At 73.2% G+C, this 14,881-nt stretch carries 12 protein-coding genes and 1 CRISPR repeat array; of the genes, 5 read left to right on the forward strand and 7 right to left on the reverse strand.

Annotated features, from left to right (window positions below; genetic code table 11):
- Positions 1–43: 43 nt before the first annotated feature.
- Both pfkB and ptsP read right to left on the reverse strand, forming a co-directional pair.
- Positions 44–1,015: a 1-phosphofructokinase gene (gene pfkB / locus L1280_RS07735; protein ID WP_253581523.1), complete on the reverse strand. Its 972-nt coding sequence runs from the start codon at positions 1,013–1,015 to the stop codon at positions 44–46.
- Complete coding sequence (gene ptsP / locus L1280_RS07740; RefSeq protein ID WP_253581524.1) at positions 1,012–3,522, reverse strand: phosphoenolpyruvate--protein phosphotransferase; 2,511 nt, start codon at positions 3,520–3,522, stop codon at positions 1,012–1,014. Before ptsP ends, pfkB begins: the two co-directional genes overlap by 4 nt.
- A 186-nt stretch (positions 3,523–3,708) precedes the next feature.
- On the opposite strand from ptsP, the gene L1280_RS07745 reads away from it, so the two are divergent.
- The 3 genes from L1280_RS07745 to L1280_RS07755 all read left to right on the forward strand — a co-directional run bounded on the left by L1280_RS07745 (position 3,709) and on the right by L1280_RS07755 (position 6,231).
- A complete protein-coding gene (locus L1280_RS07745; protein ID WP_253581525.1) occupies positions 3,709–4,509 on the forward strand; it encodes a DeoR family transcriptional regulator in 801 nt (266 codons plus the stop codon).
- A gap of 340 nt (positions 4,510–4,849) precedes the next feature.
- Positions 4,850–5,569 carry a hypothetical protein gene (locus L1280_RS07750; protein WP_253581526.1) on the forward strand — a complete coding sequence of 240 codons (720 nt, stop codon included), beginning with the start codon at positions 4,850–4,852 and terminating at the stop codon, positions 5,567–5,569.
- On the forward strand, positions 5,566–6,231 hold the full coding sequence (locus tag L1280_RS07755; RefSeq protein WP_253581527.1) for an MBL fold metallo-hydrolase: 666 nt from the start codon (positions 5,566–5,568) through the stop codon (positions 6,229–6,231). Before L1280_RS07750 ends, L1280_RS07755 begins: the two co-directional genes overlap by 4 nt.
- Positions 6,232–6,241: 10 nt before the next feature.
- Here the strand turns inward: L1280_RS07755 and L1280_RS07760 are convergent, their stop codons facing one another.
- From L1280_RS07760 to modA, 5 genes are all read right to left on the reverse strand, one after another.
- Positions 6,242–7,120, reverse strand: coding sequence for a ParB/RepB/Spo0J family partition protein (locus tag L1280_RS07760; RefSeq protein WP_253581528.1), 879 nt, complete (start codon positions 7,118–7,120; stop codon positions 6,242–6,244).
- A complete protein-coding gene (locus L1280_RS07765) occupies positions 7,117–7,893 on the reverse strand; it encodes a ParA family protein (RefSeq protein WP_253581529.1) in 777 nt (258 codons plus the stop codon). The genes L1280_RS07760 and L1280_RS07765 overlap by 4 nt, the downstream gene beginning before the upstream one ends.
- A 46-nt stretch (positions 7,894–7,939) precedes the next feature.
- Positions 7,940–9,346, reverse strand: a complete 1,407-nt coding sequence (locus L1280_RS07770; RefSeq protein WP_253581530.1) for a replication initiator protein A — start codon at positions 9,344–9,346, stop codon at positions 7,940–7,942.
- Positions 9,347–9,602: 256 nt separating this feature from the next.
- Positions 9,603–9,843: a CRISPR direct-repeat array (repeat unit 23 nt; unit sequence AACGGACCAAAGGTATCGCTAGT).
- Between the two features lie 40 nt (positions 9,844–9,883).
- Positions 9,884–10,681 carry an ABC transporter permease gene (locus tag L1280_RS07775; protein ID WP_253581531.1) on the reverse strand — a complete coding sequence of 266 codons (798 nt, stop codon included), beginning with the start codon at positions 10,679–10,681 and terminating at the stop codon, positions 9,884–9,886.
- Positions 10,678–11,484, reverse strand: a complete 807-nt coding sequence (gene modA, locus L1280_RS07780) for a molybdate ABC transporter substrate-binding protein (protein WP_253581532.1) — start codon at positions 11,482–11,484, stop codon at positions 10,678–10,680. Before modA ends, L1280_RS07775 begins: the two co-directional genes overlap by 4 nt.
- Positions 11,485–11,654: 170 nt before the next feature.
- On the opposite strand from modA, the gene L1280_RS07785 reads away from it, so the two are divergent.
- Entirely contained in the window at positions 11,655–13,214 is a 1,560-nt protein-coding gene (locus L1280_RS07785; protein WP_253581533.1) for a lipopolysaccharide biosynthesis protein, read from the forward strand.
- Positions 13,211–14,842 carry a hypothetical protein gene (locus L1280_RS07790; RefSeq protein WP_253581534.1) on the forward strand — a complete coding sequence of 544 codons (1,632 nt, stop codon included), beginning with the start codon at positions 13,211–13,213 and terminating at the stop codon, positions 14,840–14,842. The genes L1280_RS07785 and L1280_RS07790 overlap by 4 nt, the downstream gene beginning before the upstream one ends.
- The last annotated feature ends 39 nt before the right edge of the window (positions 14,843–14,881 follow it).

Here is a 14,881-nt window from a genome sequence, read left to right on the forward strand (position 1 = left end):
TTGGGGAGGCGAGAGGGCTTGAGGCTCGGGGAGAGGGTGGGGGTCACGTCTGAACCATTCCGTCCAGCACGTCCACCTGCACCTGCGCGGCGAAAGCGTCCAGTTCGGTGTCGGGGGGGAGGTGGGCTCCGAGGCGGGTGATGGCGCCCACACTGAAGGCGGTCGCATACCGGGCCGCCGCCGCGAGGTCCAGGCCCCCGGTGTGGGCGGCGACCAGACCGGCCACCATGGCGTCCCCCGCCCCGACGGTGCTCTGCACGCGCACCCTCGGGGGACGGGCACGCACGGCTTCCCCGGCGGTGACCAGCAGGGCGCCGCGCTCTCCCTGGGAGACGGCCACCAGGCCCGCGCCGCGGCGAATCAGCTCGTGGGCCGCCGCCAACACGTCGGCCTCGCCCGCCAGGGAACGGCCCAGGGCGGCCTCCAGTTCATGGATGTTGGGCTTGACGAGGTCGGGGAGGGTGGCCGCGCTCAGGGCCGCCCCCAGCGCCGCCCCGCTGGTGTCCAGGGCCACGAAGCGGCCCGCCGCCCGCACCCTCCGGATCAACCGGGCGTAGAAGTCCGCGTTCACCCCGGGCGGCAGGCTGCCCGCGAGCACGAAGACCGCGTGGTCCTGGGTGAGCGACAGCAGCCGCTCCTCCAGGTCCTCCAGCGCCTCCGGTGTGGCGGCCAGGCCTGGCAGGTTGATGTCGGTCGTGACCTGCGCCGCGCCGTCCACCAGCTTCACGCCGACGCGGGTGGCTCCAGGCACCCGGACGAAGGCGTCACGGATGCCCTTGGCGCGAAACAGCGTCTCGAACTGTTCCGGATTCCCGCTTCCCAGCAGGCCGGTCGCGGTGACGCCCAGGCCCCGGTCGGCGAGGAAGGAGGCCACATTGACGCCCTTGCCGCCTGCCGCCCAGTGCAGCGCTTGGCCCAGGTTCACCTCGCCCCGCCGCCAGCCGTCCGCCCGCACCGTGAGGTCCAGGGCCGGGTTCAGGGTGAGGGTCGCGACCCGCGGGACGGCCGTGATCATGCCGTGGCTCCTTGCGGCTGCGCCGCCTGAACCAGGGCGCGAACCGACTCGGCGTCGGGCTGGGCCAGCGCCTGCTCGGCCAGGGACTGGAGTTCGGCCAGCGAGTGCTTTCGCAGGGCGGCCTTGACGCCCGCGATCTGGGGCGTGCTCACCGAGAGTTCCCCGACGCCCAGCCCCGCCAGCACCAGGGCGCCCACCTCGTCGCCCGCCGCGCCGCCGCACACGCCGACCCACTTGCCGTGGCGGCGGGCGGCCTCCACCGTTCGCGCGATGAGCTGCAAGACGGCCGGGTGCATCGCGTCCGTTTGGCGGGCGAGTTGTGGATGCAGGCGGTCCATCGCCAGCGTGTACTGGGTGAGGTCGTTCGTGCCGACCGAGAAGAAGTCGACCTCCTGGGCGAGCTGATCGGCGATCAATGCCGCCGAGGGCACCTCGATCATCACGCCGAGGGGCACGCGGGGAGCGCCCACCTCCTCCCGCACCGAATCGAAGATCGCGCGGGCGCGGCGGAACTCCTCCAGGGTGGCGACCATCGGGAACATCAGGTGGACATTCGGGTAATCCTTGGCCACCCGCGCGACCGCCCGCAATTGCGGCAGGAAGAGGTCAGGGCGCTCGAAGCACAGCCGGATGCCGCGAATGCCCAGGAAGGAGTTGTCCTCGCGGGCCAGCCCCAGGTAGGGCACCTCCTTGTCCCCGCCGATGTCGAGCGTACGTACAATCAGCGGGCGGCCTTCTAGGGCCTGCGCCATCGCCCGGTATTCCCGTTCCTGCTCGTCCTCGGAGGGAGCCGAGTCGCGCTCCAGGAACAGAAACTCGGTGCGCATCAGGCCCACACCCTCGGCCCCGGCCTCCAGCGCGTCCGAGGCGTCCGCCGCCCGGTTGATGTTCGCGGCGACCTCGACCTTCGCTCCGTCGCGGGTGCCGCCCGGCTGGAAGCGGGCCGCGCGGGCCGTCTCCCGCTCGCGGGCCAGCACGTCCTGGCGTTCGCGGGCAGACGTCACGTCCGCGTCCGACGGATCGAGGTACAGGCGGCCCGCCGAACCGTCGAGAATGGCGCGGGTCCCGTCGGGGATCTCCAAGGCCCCGGCCCCGGCAGCCACCACGGCGGGGAGCCCCAGGCCGCGCGCGATGATCGCGGTGTGGCTGGTCGGTCCCCCCTGCGCGGTCACGAAGCCCAGCAGGGTGTCCGGCCCCAAGCGGGCGGTGTCGCTGGGGGTCAGGTCGGGCGCGAGCAGGATGACCGGGCCGCTCGCCGCCACGTCGGTTTCCCGGAGACCGAGCAGGTGCCGCAGCACCCGCCGCTGCACGTCGCTGAGGTCCACCGCGCGGGCCGCGAGGGTCGGGTCGTCGAGCTTTTGCAGGGCCGCGATGCGGGTCCCGGTCGCCTCGCGGTAGGCCCACGCAGCCCCGTGCCCGTCGAGGATGTGGGCCACGGCGTCCTGCACGACCCCCTCGTCCCCCAGCAGTTCCTGATGCGCCTGAAAGATGGCCGCCTTGTCCGCCCCGAAGCGGGCGGCCACGTCCGCGACCACGGTGCCCAGCTCCGACCGGGCGGCAGAGAGGGCCGCGTCGAGCCGGGCGGCTTCCGCGGCGGGTTCGCCCGGCTCGTCGCGCACGTCGAGCGGCCGGGGGGCGTACTGCCGGGTCACGCCGATCACCAGCCCGTCGGCCGCCGGAACGCCCTCGACCGTCGCCGCGACCTGCCGGGGCGCCCACACGGGAGTGCGCCGGGCGGGGGCCGCGCTCGTGGGCACCGCAGTCAGGTCGTCCCCCAGCCCGGCGCGGACGGCGTCGGTGACGGCCGCGAGCAGTTCAGGGCTGTCCGCGCTGACGGTGACGGGCGTGCCGCGCGTGAGGCCCAGGGCCAGCACCTCCATCAGGCGGGTGGCGTCGGCGCTTTCATCCCCGGTGTCCTCCCGGCTCAGGCGGACCCTCCCCCCCCGCGAGCGCACCAGTTCCGCCAGTCGGGTGGCGGGCCGCGCGTGCATGCCCAGGGGATTGGGCAGCGTGACCTGCGCCGCGTAGGGAAGCGCCGCTCCAGCGCCGGGCGCGGCCGTGGGGCCAGCGGGGAGGCGCTCCCCGGTGAGCGCCTCCTGCAAGTCGGCCGGGTCGGCCGTCGTCGCCAGCCGCTCCACCAGCGCCTCGTCCCCCAGCACGCGGGTGAGGCGGCGCAGGATGCTCAGGTGCTCGTCACTCGCCGCCGCGATCCCGATCACCAGCCGCACGGGTTCGCCCCCCTCGCCCCAGCGCACCCCGCCGGGCAGTTGCAACACGGCGATGCCCGTTTCGTGGATCAGGTGCCGGGTGTCGGGCGTGCCGTGCGGGATGGCGATGCCGCTCCCCAGGTAGGTGTTGGCCTGCTCTTCGCGGGCCAGCATGCCCTGAAGGTAGTCCGGGTGCACGTTCCCCGCCCCGCTCAGCAGGGCAGCGACCTGGGTGATCGCGTCGGCCTTGTCGCGGGCCGTGGCCCCCAGCCGGATCAGTTGCCGTGGAAGTGTGGTCATGCCTGTTTGCCCCCGCCTTTCCAGGAGGCTCACACCTCCCGCGTCCGTCCGCGCTTGCCTTCCTCGATGATTGCTTTTGAGCGATTCAGAGTATAAATGATCTTAATTGCTCAGGCAAGAGAGGGCTGCTGGAGTCCGCTGCACAGTTCTGAGCAGCCCTGAGCGGGCGTGGGCTACCATCAGCGGGTGACTGCCCTGCTCGCTGAAGAACGCCTGTCGCGGATCGTGGACCTTCTGGCCCAGCAGGGCACCGTGCGGACGACGGCCCTGATGGACCTGCTGGGCGTGAGCGGGGCGACGGTCCGGCGTGACCTGGACGTGCTGGCGGAACGGGGCCTGATTCGCAAGGTGCATGGGGGGGCCGCCCTGGCGAGTCAGGACCAGCGGTACGCGGACCGTCAGCAGACCGAGCAGGTGGGCAAGGCCCGGCTCGCCCAGGTGGCCCTGGGGCTGCTGCGGCCAGGCCAGACGGTCTATCTCGATGCGGGCACGACCGCTCGGCACGTCGCGCAGGCGCTGCGGCGCGTGCCCGCGCTGACCCGGACCCTGCGGGTCGTGACGCACGGGCTGGACGTGGCTTACGAACTCAACGGCGAGTGCCCGCTGTATGTCGTGGGGGGAGAAGTCTACGGGTCCACCTACAGCCTGACCGGGCCGGACGCGCTGGCCACAGTGGGGCGCTACTCGTACGACGTGTTTCTGGTGGGTTGCACCAGCATCGACCCGGAGCGCGGTCTGACGAACAGTAACCTTGTCGAGGCCCAGCAGAAGTCGGCCATCCTGCGCCGGGCACGGCAGACGGTCTTGATCGCCGACCACAGCAAATGGGGTCCTTCCGGCTTCGTGACCTTCGCGGGGCTCGGTGAGGTGCACGCCTGGGTCACTGACGAGGCGCCGGGGGAAGCCCAAGCGGCCTTTGAGGCCGCCGGGGTCAAGGTGGTCGATGCCCGCTCTCTCCGTGTCACGGTGGGTGAAGCGATCAAGTGAGCGGGGGTCGCCCCCGGTTCCCCGCTCGGCACGGGGACCAGCCGTGGGGGGGACGCAGGCACGGCCACCTGCCCCTGCCCGGTGGCCCTTCCCCCGGAGACGGCCGGGCCATACCCCGCCGACAGCTCGGCGGCCTCGGGACAGTCCCCCAATGCGCTGACCGGTTCGGGCATCGTTCGTCCGGACCTGCGCACAAGTCCGGGCACTGGCCATGCTGGCGCTGCTGTTCGTATGGCCGGGGGCTGCCGGAGACGCGAGGCCGCTCGCGGACGTGAGCCGCGTTCGGCAACCCTGACCCCCTTCCCCCTTGATTCCGTGGCGGGAGGCTAGAGTGCCCCCCATGATCGTCGCCTTCGTCAACCCCGCCGGACTCCTCACCCGTCCCGGTCCCGACGACCCTGGGGCACCGGAAGCCCCCGCCGCGCTCGCGGGCCTGCTGGGTGCCGGGGCCGACCTGATCCCCGTGACGGGAATGGACGAGGAGGAATTGCTGGAGGTCCCGGCTCTCTTCACCTCCTGGCAGATCCTGCGCCACGGGGCCGTCGTGCTGACCCCCGAGGGCGAGGAGGACCCGGCGTGGCGGCGCCTGAGCCGCGAGACGCTGGCCGAGCGTGAGGGCGCGCTGCGGCTGGCGCACCAGGCGGCGGAGCACATCGGCATGCTGGGGCAACTCGGCACCGAGGCGGAGCTGCACGAGCGCGGCGGGCTGCCCCTGCGCGTGACCGTGCGGCATCCCTACGGGGTCGCCCCGGCCCTGGCGGCAGCGGCGCGGGAGTGGCGGGCGTGGCTGGAGGAGGGACCCTTCGCGGGCGAACTGCGGCTGCTGGAGGAGCCGGAGGAACTGGTGCTGCTCCCCCGCGAGATCAACCCCGAGAGCGCGGTGAACTACGTGCTGGGTCAGCTTCCGGACGAGGTCACCCTGCGCCTGGGCGTCAGCGCGGCGGCCAGCGACGCCCCCTTCCTGGCCCTGTGCGACTACGCGGTCGTGCCGGGCGGGGGCGGGGTGCTGCGCTCGGCCCTGGAGGCGGCGGAGGGACCGGCGGAGGACGACCTCGGGTGACGCTGAAGCTGCCGCCCTTCGTCCGGCGTTTCCCCCTTTACGCCAACGTCTACCTGCTGGACAGCCCCGACGGGCGCCTGCTGGTCGACACCGGCACCCTCGCCCACGTGCCCCGGCTGGCGCGGCTGCTGACGCAGTTTCGGCCCGACGCGGTCGTGCTGACCCACCATCACGTCGACCACGCGGGCGGGGCGCCCTTCGCGGCGCGGCGTGGCCTCCCCGTCCTCGCCCACGCGCCGGAACACCCCTACCTGACGGGCAAGGCCCACGACCTCCCGTACCCGGCGGGCAAGCCTGACATCGGGAAGGTCGTCTCGCGCCTGCATCCCAAGGTCCCAGCGGGTGCCCTGCGGTCCATCCACCCCGGCGAGGATCTGGCGGGCTGGGAGGTGGTCGCGCTGCCGGGCCACACGCCGGGGCAGATCGGGCTGCTGCGCGACGGGGTGCTCGTGGCGGGGGACGCGGTGGTGGGTGGTCCAGCCGGGGCGCACCTGCCCCGCGCCGCCTACAACGCCGACCACCGGGAGGCGGCCCGCACCCTGCGGCGGATGGTGGACCTGGCCCCCCGGCTGGTGCTGCCAGGCCACGGCGAGGCCCTCACCCCCGAGCAGGTGCGGCGCCGGGCCGAACGTGACCCGGAGCCGGAGTTGCTCGTCATGTGACGAGCAGGGACTACTCGGCGTCCAGCAGCGCCTCGATCTGGCCCAGCAGCCGCTCCAGCTTGCGGCGCCGGGCGGGGTCGAGGGCGGCCAGGGTGCGGCTGTCCGTGAGGCGGCGGGCCACGGCGCGGACCGGATCGGCAGCGGCGGAGCGGGCTGGGGTCACCTGCTCCCGGAGGGCTTGCACGGTGGCTCCAGCAGCGGCGGCCTCCAGCAATTCGGCGCGGCGGGCGGGGTCCTCGGCGCGGCCGATCACCAGCGCCTTGCGGTAGTCCAGCCCGCCCTCGACCGCCGCCTGCACGTCCTCCGGCAAGGAGAGCAGGGCAGCGCGGTTTTTCACGAAGGAGCGCCAGCTCTCGCGTCCCAATGCCCCAAAGACGGTATCCAGCCGCTCCACGGCCGCCGGATCGTCCTCCGGGCGGCGGTCGAGGGCGAAGAGGCGCGGCACGACCTCGCCGGGCGCCACGTTCAGGGTGGCGGCGGCGACCCCGAGGCGGGCGCGGGCCTCTTCCAGCGGATTGAGGTTCTCGCGCTGCAGGTTCTCCACCGCCGCCGCCAGCCGCGCCCCCTCATCGCTGAGGTCGCGCTGCAAGACGGGCACCTCGGCCAGTCCCGCCAACCGGGCGGCCCGCCAGCGCCGCTCGCCCGCCACGATCTCGTAACGAGCGCCGGGCAGCGGGCGCACCAGCAACGGTTGCAAAATGCCCTGCTCGCGGATGCTGGCGGCGAGCGCCTCCAGTCCCTCGGCGGGGAACTGCACGCGCGGCTGAAACTGGCCCGGCTGGAGGGCGTCCAGCGGCAGGGTAGTCGTGGCAGGCTGGCCCAGCGCCTCCACGCCCTCCACCAGGCCGCTGAGGCGGGCACCGATCGCCGGGCGGGGGCGGCGGGTCACGCGTCCACCTCAGGGCCGGGGAAGGGCAAGCCCACCGCCCCGGCGATCTCGGCGGTCACCCGGCCTACGTCGCGGTGCACGGGCGAACCGGGTGCGTACACGCCCACCGGCTGCCCCGCACTCGCGCTGTCGTTCCACACGGCGCCCCGGTCGGGAATCGGGCTGGCGAGGGGCCTCAGCATCCCCTGAAGGGCGGCGAGCGCCTCCCGGTCGTGCGAGCGCCGCGCATCGTACAGGGTGGGCACGTACAGGGCCACCGTGAGGTCCGGGCGCAGTTTGCGGTAGGTCGCCATCGCCTCGGACAGACCCGCCAGCGCATTCATGCCCTTTTGGCGGGTCGGGACAGGCACGATCAGGTGGTCGGCGGCGAGCGCCCCCAGGATCGAGAGTTGCCCCAGGCTGGGCGGGCTGTCAATCAGGGCCACGTCGTACTCGTCGGCGACCGCCTGCAGGCCCTGGCGCAGGTGCAGGTGTGCCCCCACCACGCCCATCATCTGGCCCTCGGCGAGCGCGAGCGACACGTCGCTGGGGATCAGGGCGAGGTCGTGGACCTGGACCGGGGAGGGCAGAGGCTCGCCCCGCGTGGCGGTGGCGAAGGCGGTCTGCTCCTGCCCCACGCCCGTCACGCCCAGCCAGTCGGTGAGGTTGGCCTGTGGGTCGAGGTCCACGAGCAGCACCCGCAGCCCCGACCGCGCCAAGCTGTGGCCCACGTCGCGCGTGAGGCTGGTTTTCATCACACCGCCCGCGTGGTTGAAGAAGGTCAGCGTCCGCATCCCGCTCAGCCTACCCCGCAGGACGTGGGGGCGAGGCTCATGCTCCTCATGCACCGCCTCCCAGGCGTTCGCGCAGCCCTTTGACGAACTCGGGGAGGGCACCGCGGGCCGCGTGCGTGCTCGCCTCGCGCACCAGACTGGTGGCCGAAAAGGTCCCGGCCTTGCAGGCCGTTTCCAGGGCGCCCCACTCGCCCTCTCTCAAACGGCGGCGCAGCAGGGTCCGCAAAGTGGCCTCTGCGGCCTCCCATTGGCCCCCAGGAGGCAGAGCAAGCAACACCTGCTGCTCCTCCTCGAATTGCTGCTGCGCGGCCCGTTCCTGGGCTTCCTGTTGCCTTTCCTGCCGGGCACGGGTTTCCCCGGCGTCGGCGTGGGGGGCAGGGACCGTGTCCTCGGGCAGGGTGTACTTCTCGGGATGATCCAGGAAGTCGGCGATCAGACCGCCCGGATTGCGGATGGGGGTGGGGCTGGTGCTGCGCCGCAGCCGCAGGAAAGCGATGGCCTCCTCCACCCGGTCGGGGTACTGCTTGGCGAGGACATTGGCGCGGGGGGCCGACACACCCGCCTCGCGCAGCGCCTGCACCAGGGCCGGGTCGGGCGTGTCCTCGGTTCGGAAGCGGTAGGTGATCTGGGTCGCTCCCCGCACACCCCCAGTCTCCACGCCCTCCAGGTAGCCCTGCGCGATCAGCTCCTGATGGGCTTCTTCCAGGGTGCGAATCACCCGCGACGGCTTGCCCTCGCTGATGCCGCAGGCGGCCCGCCAGTCGTCCAGTCCCGCCGTGACGCTGTCGGCCCGCACACCTGTCTCGCGGTAGCGGTGCGCTTCGAGCAGCCGGTACAAGGCCCGCGCGGGCGGCTGCTCAATCTGGTGCAGCAGCCGCCCGTCGAGGGCCTGGGTGTACCCGGCCCGGATGCTGGCAGCCAGTTGATCCCCCAGCTTGATGCTGAGGGTCGCGTCGGGCACGAGTTGCCGGGCGCGGTCGGCGTCGGGGTCGGCTCCCTCGCTCTGGTCCCAGTAGGTGATGCGGTCGATCAGGCGCAGGGTCTGATTGGCCCAGGTCGTGCGGCCCGTGTCGGCGACCCAGCCCTCACTCACGATGAACCCTGTCGACCACAGCCGCAGCAGCGATTCGCGCAGGCGGTGGTAGTTCTTGCCGTTGTTGGCCAGAAAGCTGGCTTCCCGCAACTCGTAGGCCGAAGTGTGAAGCCAGTTGTCCTCCGGCATGCCCTTCTGGGCGAAGAGTGTTTCAATGCCGAGAATCACGTTGGTGTCCCCGCCGCGCGGGCGGCCGTCAGCGGAACGGCCCTCAACCCGGAACCGGCGGTCGGCGATCTGGAACTCGCTCGTCCAGCGGGTCTCGGAACTCAGGCGAGTCTGGATGCTGACGATGCCCAGACGGGCGATGTTGCGTTCGTCAAGCAGGGTGACCTGGTTGGGTTTTTTCGCTGGACGCATGTAGTGTTGTTCCTTTCTTTGTAAAAGATATAAAAGAACAACAACAAGGCAGACCCCACTTCGCGTCTCAGACGGCGTTTTTCGGCGAAAACGGACCAAAGGTATCGCTATTTTGGCCCCAAACGGACCAAAGGTATCGCTAGTTTTGACCCCTCGCGGACCAAAGGTATCGCTATTCCGGGTGGACAGGGGGGATTTGGGGCCGCTCCTCTCTCATGTTGAGAAAAATCAGCTCACAGACGACGAAAACAGACTAAACGGACCAAAGGTATCGCTAGTCCCCCAAAATCAAACGGGCCAAAGGTATCGCTAGTTTTTCGCCCAACGGACCAAAGGTATCGCTAGTATGAAAATGCGTTCTGGACGTTAAAAAGCCAATTGGCCCCCCCAAACGGACCAAAGGTATCGCTAGTTTGATCTGGGTCCAAAAAGGCCCATTTGTAACTTAGATCACCTAATTTTGGAGGCAAAAGGGGCCAAAGGTATCGCTAGTTTGAGGGTCGAAAACAGGACGAAGTCGCTCGCCCCTCCCGGCCTTCACTCCGGGGCGGTCAGCCGTCGCCCGGCGATCAGCCGCAGCGTCAGCAGCACGCCAAACGCGAGCGCCACCATCAGGGCGCTCAACGCCAGCGCGGGGGCGAGGTCGCTCTCGGCAGCGCTGTAGATCGCCAGCGGCACGGTGCGCGTCTCGCCCTGAAGGCTGCCCGCGAAGAGCAGGGTCGCCCCGAACTCGCCCAGCGACCGCGCCCAGGCGAGCACCGCGCCCTCCAGCAAGAAGGGGAGCGCAAGGGGCAGCGTGACCCGGCGAAAGACCGCCCAGCGCCCCGCCCCGTCCACCCGCGCGGCTCCCTCCACATCGGGATCAAAAGCGAGAAAGCCCGCCCGCGCCGCCCGGACGTAGAAGGGTGCACTGGTAAAGACCTGCGCGATCACCACCGCCCCCGGCGTAAAGGCGAGGTCCACCCCCGCCACCTCCAGCGGCCCCCCCAGCAGCCCGTCCCGTCCGAACGCCAGCAGCAGCGCCACGCCCGCCACGACCGGGGGCAGGACCATCGGCAGGTCGAGCAGGGCGTCGAGCAGGCCCCGGCCCGGAAAGCGGCGCCGCGCCAGCAGGTAGGCCGCCGGAGTGCCCAGGACCAGCGTGGCGGCGAGGGCCGTGCCCGTCGTGAGGGCACTCACCCGCAGCGCGTCCCGCACCGCCGCCGAGCCCAGCGTGCCCCGCACCGCCGGGGTCAGGGCTTCCAGCAGCAGGGCGAGCACGGGAAGCAGCAGCAGCCCGGCCATCAGGGCGCTGAGCAGCACCGGGACCGGATGCGGGGCCGGGGCGCGGCTCACGGGGCGGGCAGGAAACCCCAGCGGACCAGGATGCGCTGGCCCTCCGGCGAACGCACGAACCGCACGAAGGCCCGCGCGGCCTGGGCCTCCGGGCTGTCCGTCACGACCCCCATAGGGTAGGCGACGGGCGGATTGAAGGCGTCTGGCAGCGCGTAGGTCCGGACCTGCCCGCGCAGCGCCGGGGTCACGTCCGAGCGGTAGACGAAGGCGGCGTCGGCCTGCCCGAGGCTGACCTTCAGCGCCACCTGCCGCACGTTGGGTTCCTCGCTGACCACGTTCGCCCGCACCCGCCGGGCAAAGTCCGGGCCGTACCGCCCGGAGGCCGTCATCCGCTCCAGCGTCCGGGCGGTGGCCTCCCCGGCGGGCACCTCGGGTCCGGCCACGACGAGCCGCAGCCCCGGCCGCGCCAGCCCCGCCAGGCCCCCCGTCAGCGGCCGCGCCGCCGGGGTGACCACCGTGAGGCGGTTGCGAGCAAAGGGGGTCTCGGGACCCACCAGGCCCCGCGAGCGCAGCGGCGCGTACTGGCTCAGGCTGGCGCTGGCGAACACGTCGGCGCGGGCTCCGCGCTCGAGCTGCGTGCGCAGGCTGGACGACCCCGCGAAGCTGAAGCGGGTCTGGTGCCCGGTCCGGGTGTCGAAGACCCGGCCGATCTCCGTAAAGGCGTCGGTGAGGCTGCTCGCCGCGAAGACCGTGAGCCGGGCCGCCCCCGCCTCGCCCGCGACCACGGCCAGCCCGGCCAGACCCGCGAGAAGTGCCCGCCGGAACAGGAACGGCAGGCCAGCCCGGCCAGAAGGGGGTCGCATGGGCCGAAGCTAGCCCGCCCGCCCCGGGGCGTCAATCGGGCGGCGTTCCCGAAAAGAGCGCGTGGCCCGCTCCCGTTTCCTCCCCCAACAAGGTGAGGAGGCAACCGGCCCCGGCCGGGGTAGCATGACGGCCGGTTTGTCCCGCCTCCGCCCCGCTCCCAAGGATCCCCATGCCGACTGACCAGCCCAAGGACCTCGACCTGACCGCCCTGCTGCGGGTGCTGCGCCGCGCGGCCCTGCCCCTGCTCGCCACGGCCCTGCTGCTGGCGGGCCTGACCTACCTGCTTTCGGGCAGCCGTCCGGCGGTCTACGAGGGGTCGGCCAGTGTGGCGGCCCTCCCCACCGGCAGCGGCAACTCGGTGATTGTCCAGACGTTGGTCACGGCCCCGCCGCTGCCCCCCGCCGTGGTCGAGCGGGCCTTGCGCTCCCCGGCGGTGTGGGACTCGGCGCTCGCCGAACTGCGCCGCACCACCCCCGACTCGCCCGCGCGGCGCGAGCTGCTCGGTACCCTGCGGGCCGAGGCGAGCGCCGGGGACACCCGCAGCGTGGCCCTGAGCGCCGAGGTCAACCAGGACTTCGTGGGGGTCTACGAGGTCGCCGTGCGGGCACCCACGCCGGAACTGGCGCGGGCCGCCGCCGACGCCTTTGCGCGGGCGCTGCTGGACTGGGACCGGGAGCGGGCGCTGGGCGGCATCGTGCGTGCGCGGCAGAACCTGGTGACCGAGCGTGACGACCTGACCGCCCGCATCGCGGCCGCGCCCACCGCCCTCGACGAACGGACCCTGGAGCGGCTGCGCGGCGACGTGGTGCAGCGCCTGCAACAGGTCGAGGTGCTGGAGCAGACGGTCAGCGGCACCCTCTCGGCGCTCTCGGGCGCGGTCCGGCCGCAGGATCCGGTCGCTCCCCGGCCGCTGCGCGACGCGCTGGTGGTGTTCGGGGCGACCCTCTTTTTCGGGGTGCTGGGGCTGTCGCTGCTCGACGGCGTGCGCCCCCGGGTGCGCGGCCCGGAGGACCTGCGCGGGCTGGGGGTATCGGTGCTGGGCACCCTGCCGCCGCTGGCAGGCCGCCGGGGAGCGCGGGGCGGGCTGGGCTGGGCGCGGCAGGGGGTGTTCCGGGAGCAGCTCGAGTTCGTGCGGGTGGGCGTGCTGGCCGAACTGGCCGGGCACGAGCGCCCCGCGTTGGTCGTCTCCAGCACCGGGGTGGCCGACGGCAAGAGCACCGTGACGGCGGGCCTGGCCCTGAGCCTCTCGGGCCACGGCCTGCGCGTGCTCGTCGTGGACGCCGACGTGTTCCGGCGCACCCAGGAGAGCTACTGGCTGGCGGGCTCCGGGGCCGCCGCGCGGGACCTGCCGGGCGACTTCCGGCTGTGGGAGGAGGTGGCGCCGGGGGTCTCGCTGCTGTCCTCGCGGGCTTCCCGGCTGGAGCCAGCCCACTTCGAGGCCGAGATTCGCCGCCTGCTCCCCGGCTATGACCTCGCGCTGGTGGACACGCCCCCGGCCCTCAAGATCGCGGACACGCTGGCGCTGGCCCGGCGCCTCGACGGCATGATCCTCGTCACCGACGCGGCCGCCCCCCGCGTCCCGCTGGAGCGGCTGGTGGAGGACACCGGGCGGCTGGGGGTGCGGCTGCTGGGCTTCGTGGTCAACCGGTACCGGGACGCGGCGGTGGGCGGCGACTACGCCTACGGCTCGCTGGGCCGCGCGGAGCGCCCCGCCGAGGTCACGCGATGACCGGGGGCGGCGGCGCGGTGGCCCTGGCCCCCTTCATGGAGCGGGGACGGGCGCTGATCGCCCAGGCCGCGGGCGACGGGCTGGCGGCGGCGCGGCTCGCGGCGGCCCTGGGCGAGCCTGAACTGGCCCGTGCCCTGCTCGCGGGCAGCGGGGGGCTGCTCGACCACGCCGACGCCGCGCGGGTTCTGGGGGAAGCCCCGGCTGGGCCGGTGCCCACGCAGGGGCGGGTCAGGCCATCGCCCCCGGCCCGGCCCCCCCTGACTCCCGGCGAGCGGGAGGTCTTCGTGCGGGCGCTGGCGTCGGCGCTGCTGGGGCCGGACGCGGCCCCCTCGCCCATGCCCGCCCCGGTGAGGCTACCGCCGGGCCTGTGGGTGTTGCCCGCCGAGGCGCATGAGCTGGCGCGGCAGCAGGCCGGGCTGGCGGCCCTGGGCGCGGCGCCCGGCACCCCGGTGACCCTCGCCCTCGCCTCCCGCGCGGGCGTGCCCGGCGCGGCGGCGCGGCTGGCTGGGGCGGCCCCCGGTCCCCTGCGGGTGGAAGTCTTGGAAGATGTGGTGCGGGGCCTGGGCGCGGCCTGGAGCTGGGACCTGCCGGACCTCGCCCGGCTGCTCGCGGGGCCGCTGCTGCTCGACGGGCTGCATGCCCTGCCCGCCGGGCTGCTGGAGGTCGTGGGCGAGCTGCTCGCGGACGCCGCGCGGCTGTTCGGGTGGACGGTGGTCGGCCTGCCGGGGGTCGAGCGGCGCTGGCCCGCCGCCTTTCGGCCCCTGCCTGCCCCCTCCCCGGCGTCTTCCCGGCCTCCCTCTCCGCAGGTCAGTTCGCGTGACGCGTCACTCACCGGGCTCGCCGCTGACCTCGCCCGGCAGCCGGGGGACACGCTGGCGCTGCTGCCCTCGCGGGCGAGCGCGGCGCGGCTGGCGGGGCTGTGGCCGGGCAGCGTGCTGCTCTCGACCAGCCTGTGCCCGGCCCACCTGGCCGATCAGGTGGCGGCCCTGGTTCAGGCCCGGGGGCGGGGGGAGGCGGTGCGGGTGGTCGCCACCTCGCTGCCCCCGGCGGCGGCCGGTCCCTTCGAGACGGTCTGGCAGGTCACCTCGCCGCTGCCCTACGTCGTGGAAGCGGCCGCGCTGGCCCGGCAGCACCTGCACCTCTGCCGCCTGCGGGACGTGGCGGTGCCGCAAGGCTGGCGGCGCGAACTGGAGCTGACCCGCAGCCTGCTGGGCCCGGAGCCTGCCCTGCCCGGTCCCGAGGCGCAGCGGGCCTACGACGCGGCCCTCTTTCCCGGCGGCGGGGCCTCCGGGTGGGCCGCCGCCCTGCGGGCGCACCGCGAGGCGCTGGACTACGCCTCCTTCGCCGCCGAGTTGCGGCCCCGGCCGGGCACGTCGCTGCCCGTCCTGATTCCCTACGACGGCCACGCCCGCTCGCTGATCGCCGCCTACCGTGACACCGGCCACATGCCCGGCGGCGCCCTGAACTACGCCGCGTGGCTGACCCCCACCGAGGCGCAGCGGGCCGTGTCGCGCGGCCACGCCGAGGCGCGGGGCTGGGCGCTCGTGTGGACCGGTCCCTACGACCCGGTGTACGGCCTCGCCGCCGAGGTCGTGCGGGGAGCGGGCGACTTGGAGCGGCACGAGTAGGCCCGGCCGCTCGCTCTGGGGCCAGGGCGCCGGACCCGG

Origin of the sequence: Deinococcus sp. HSC-46F16 (assembly GCF_024171495.1) — a bacterium.
GTDB lineage: Bacteria > Deinococcota > Deinococci > Deinococcales > Deinococcaceae > Deinococcus.

What these genes read in the sequence shown, in the direction of transcription:
- modA (WP_253581532.1), bottom strand. Translation starts at nt 11,484, where the DNA reads ATGCGACCCCCTTCTGGCCGGGCTGGCCTGCCGTTCCTGTTCCGGCGG.
- L1280_RS07770 (WP_253581530.1), bottom strand. Translation starts at nt 9,346, where the DNA reads ATGCGTCCAGCGAAAAAACCCAACCAGGTCACCCTGCTTGACGAACGC.
- L1280_RS07785 (WP_253581533.1), top strand. Translation starts at nt 11,655, where the DNA reads ATGCCGACTGACCAGCCCAAGGACCTCGACCTGACCGCCCTGCTGCGG.
- pfkB (WP_253581523.1), bottom strand. Translation starts at nt 1,015, where the DNA reads ATGATCACGGCCGTCCCGCGGGTCGCGACCCTCACCCTGAACCCGGCC.
- L1280_RS07750 (WP_253581526.1), top strand. Translation starts at nt 4,850, where the DNA reads ATGATCGTCGCCTTCGTCAACCCCGCCGGACTCCTCACCCGTCCCGGT.
- L1280_RS07765 (WP_253581529.1), bottom strand. Translation starts at nt 7,893, where the DNA reads ATGCGGACGCTGACCTTCTTCAACCACGCGGGCGGTGTGATGAAAACC.
- ptsP (WP_253581524.1), bottom strand. Translation starts at nt 3,522, where the DNA reads ATGACCACACTTCCACGGCAACTGATCCGGCTGGGGGCCACGGCCCGC.
- L1280_RS07790 (WP_253581534.1), top strand. Translation starts at nt 13,211, where the DNA reads ATGACCGGGGGCGGCGGCGCGGTGGCCCTGGCCCCCTTCATGGAGCGG.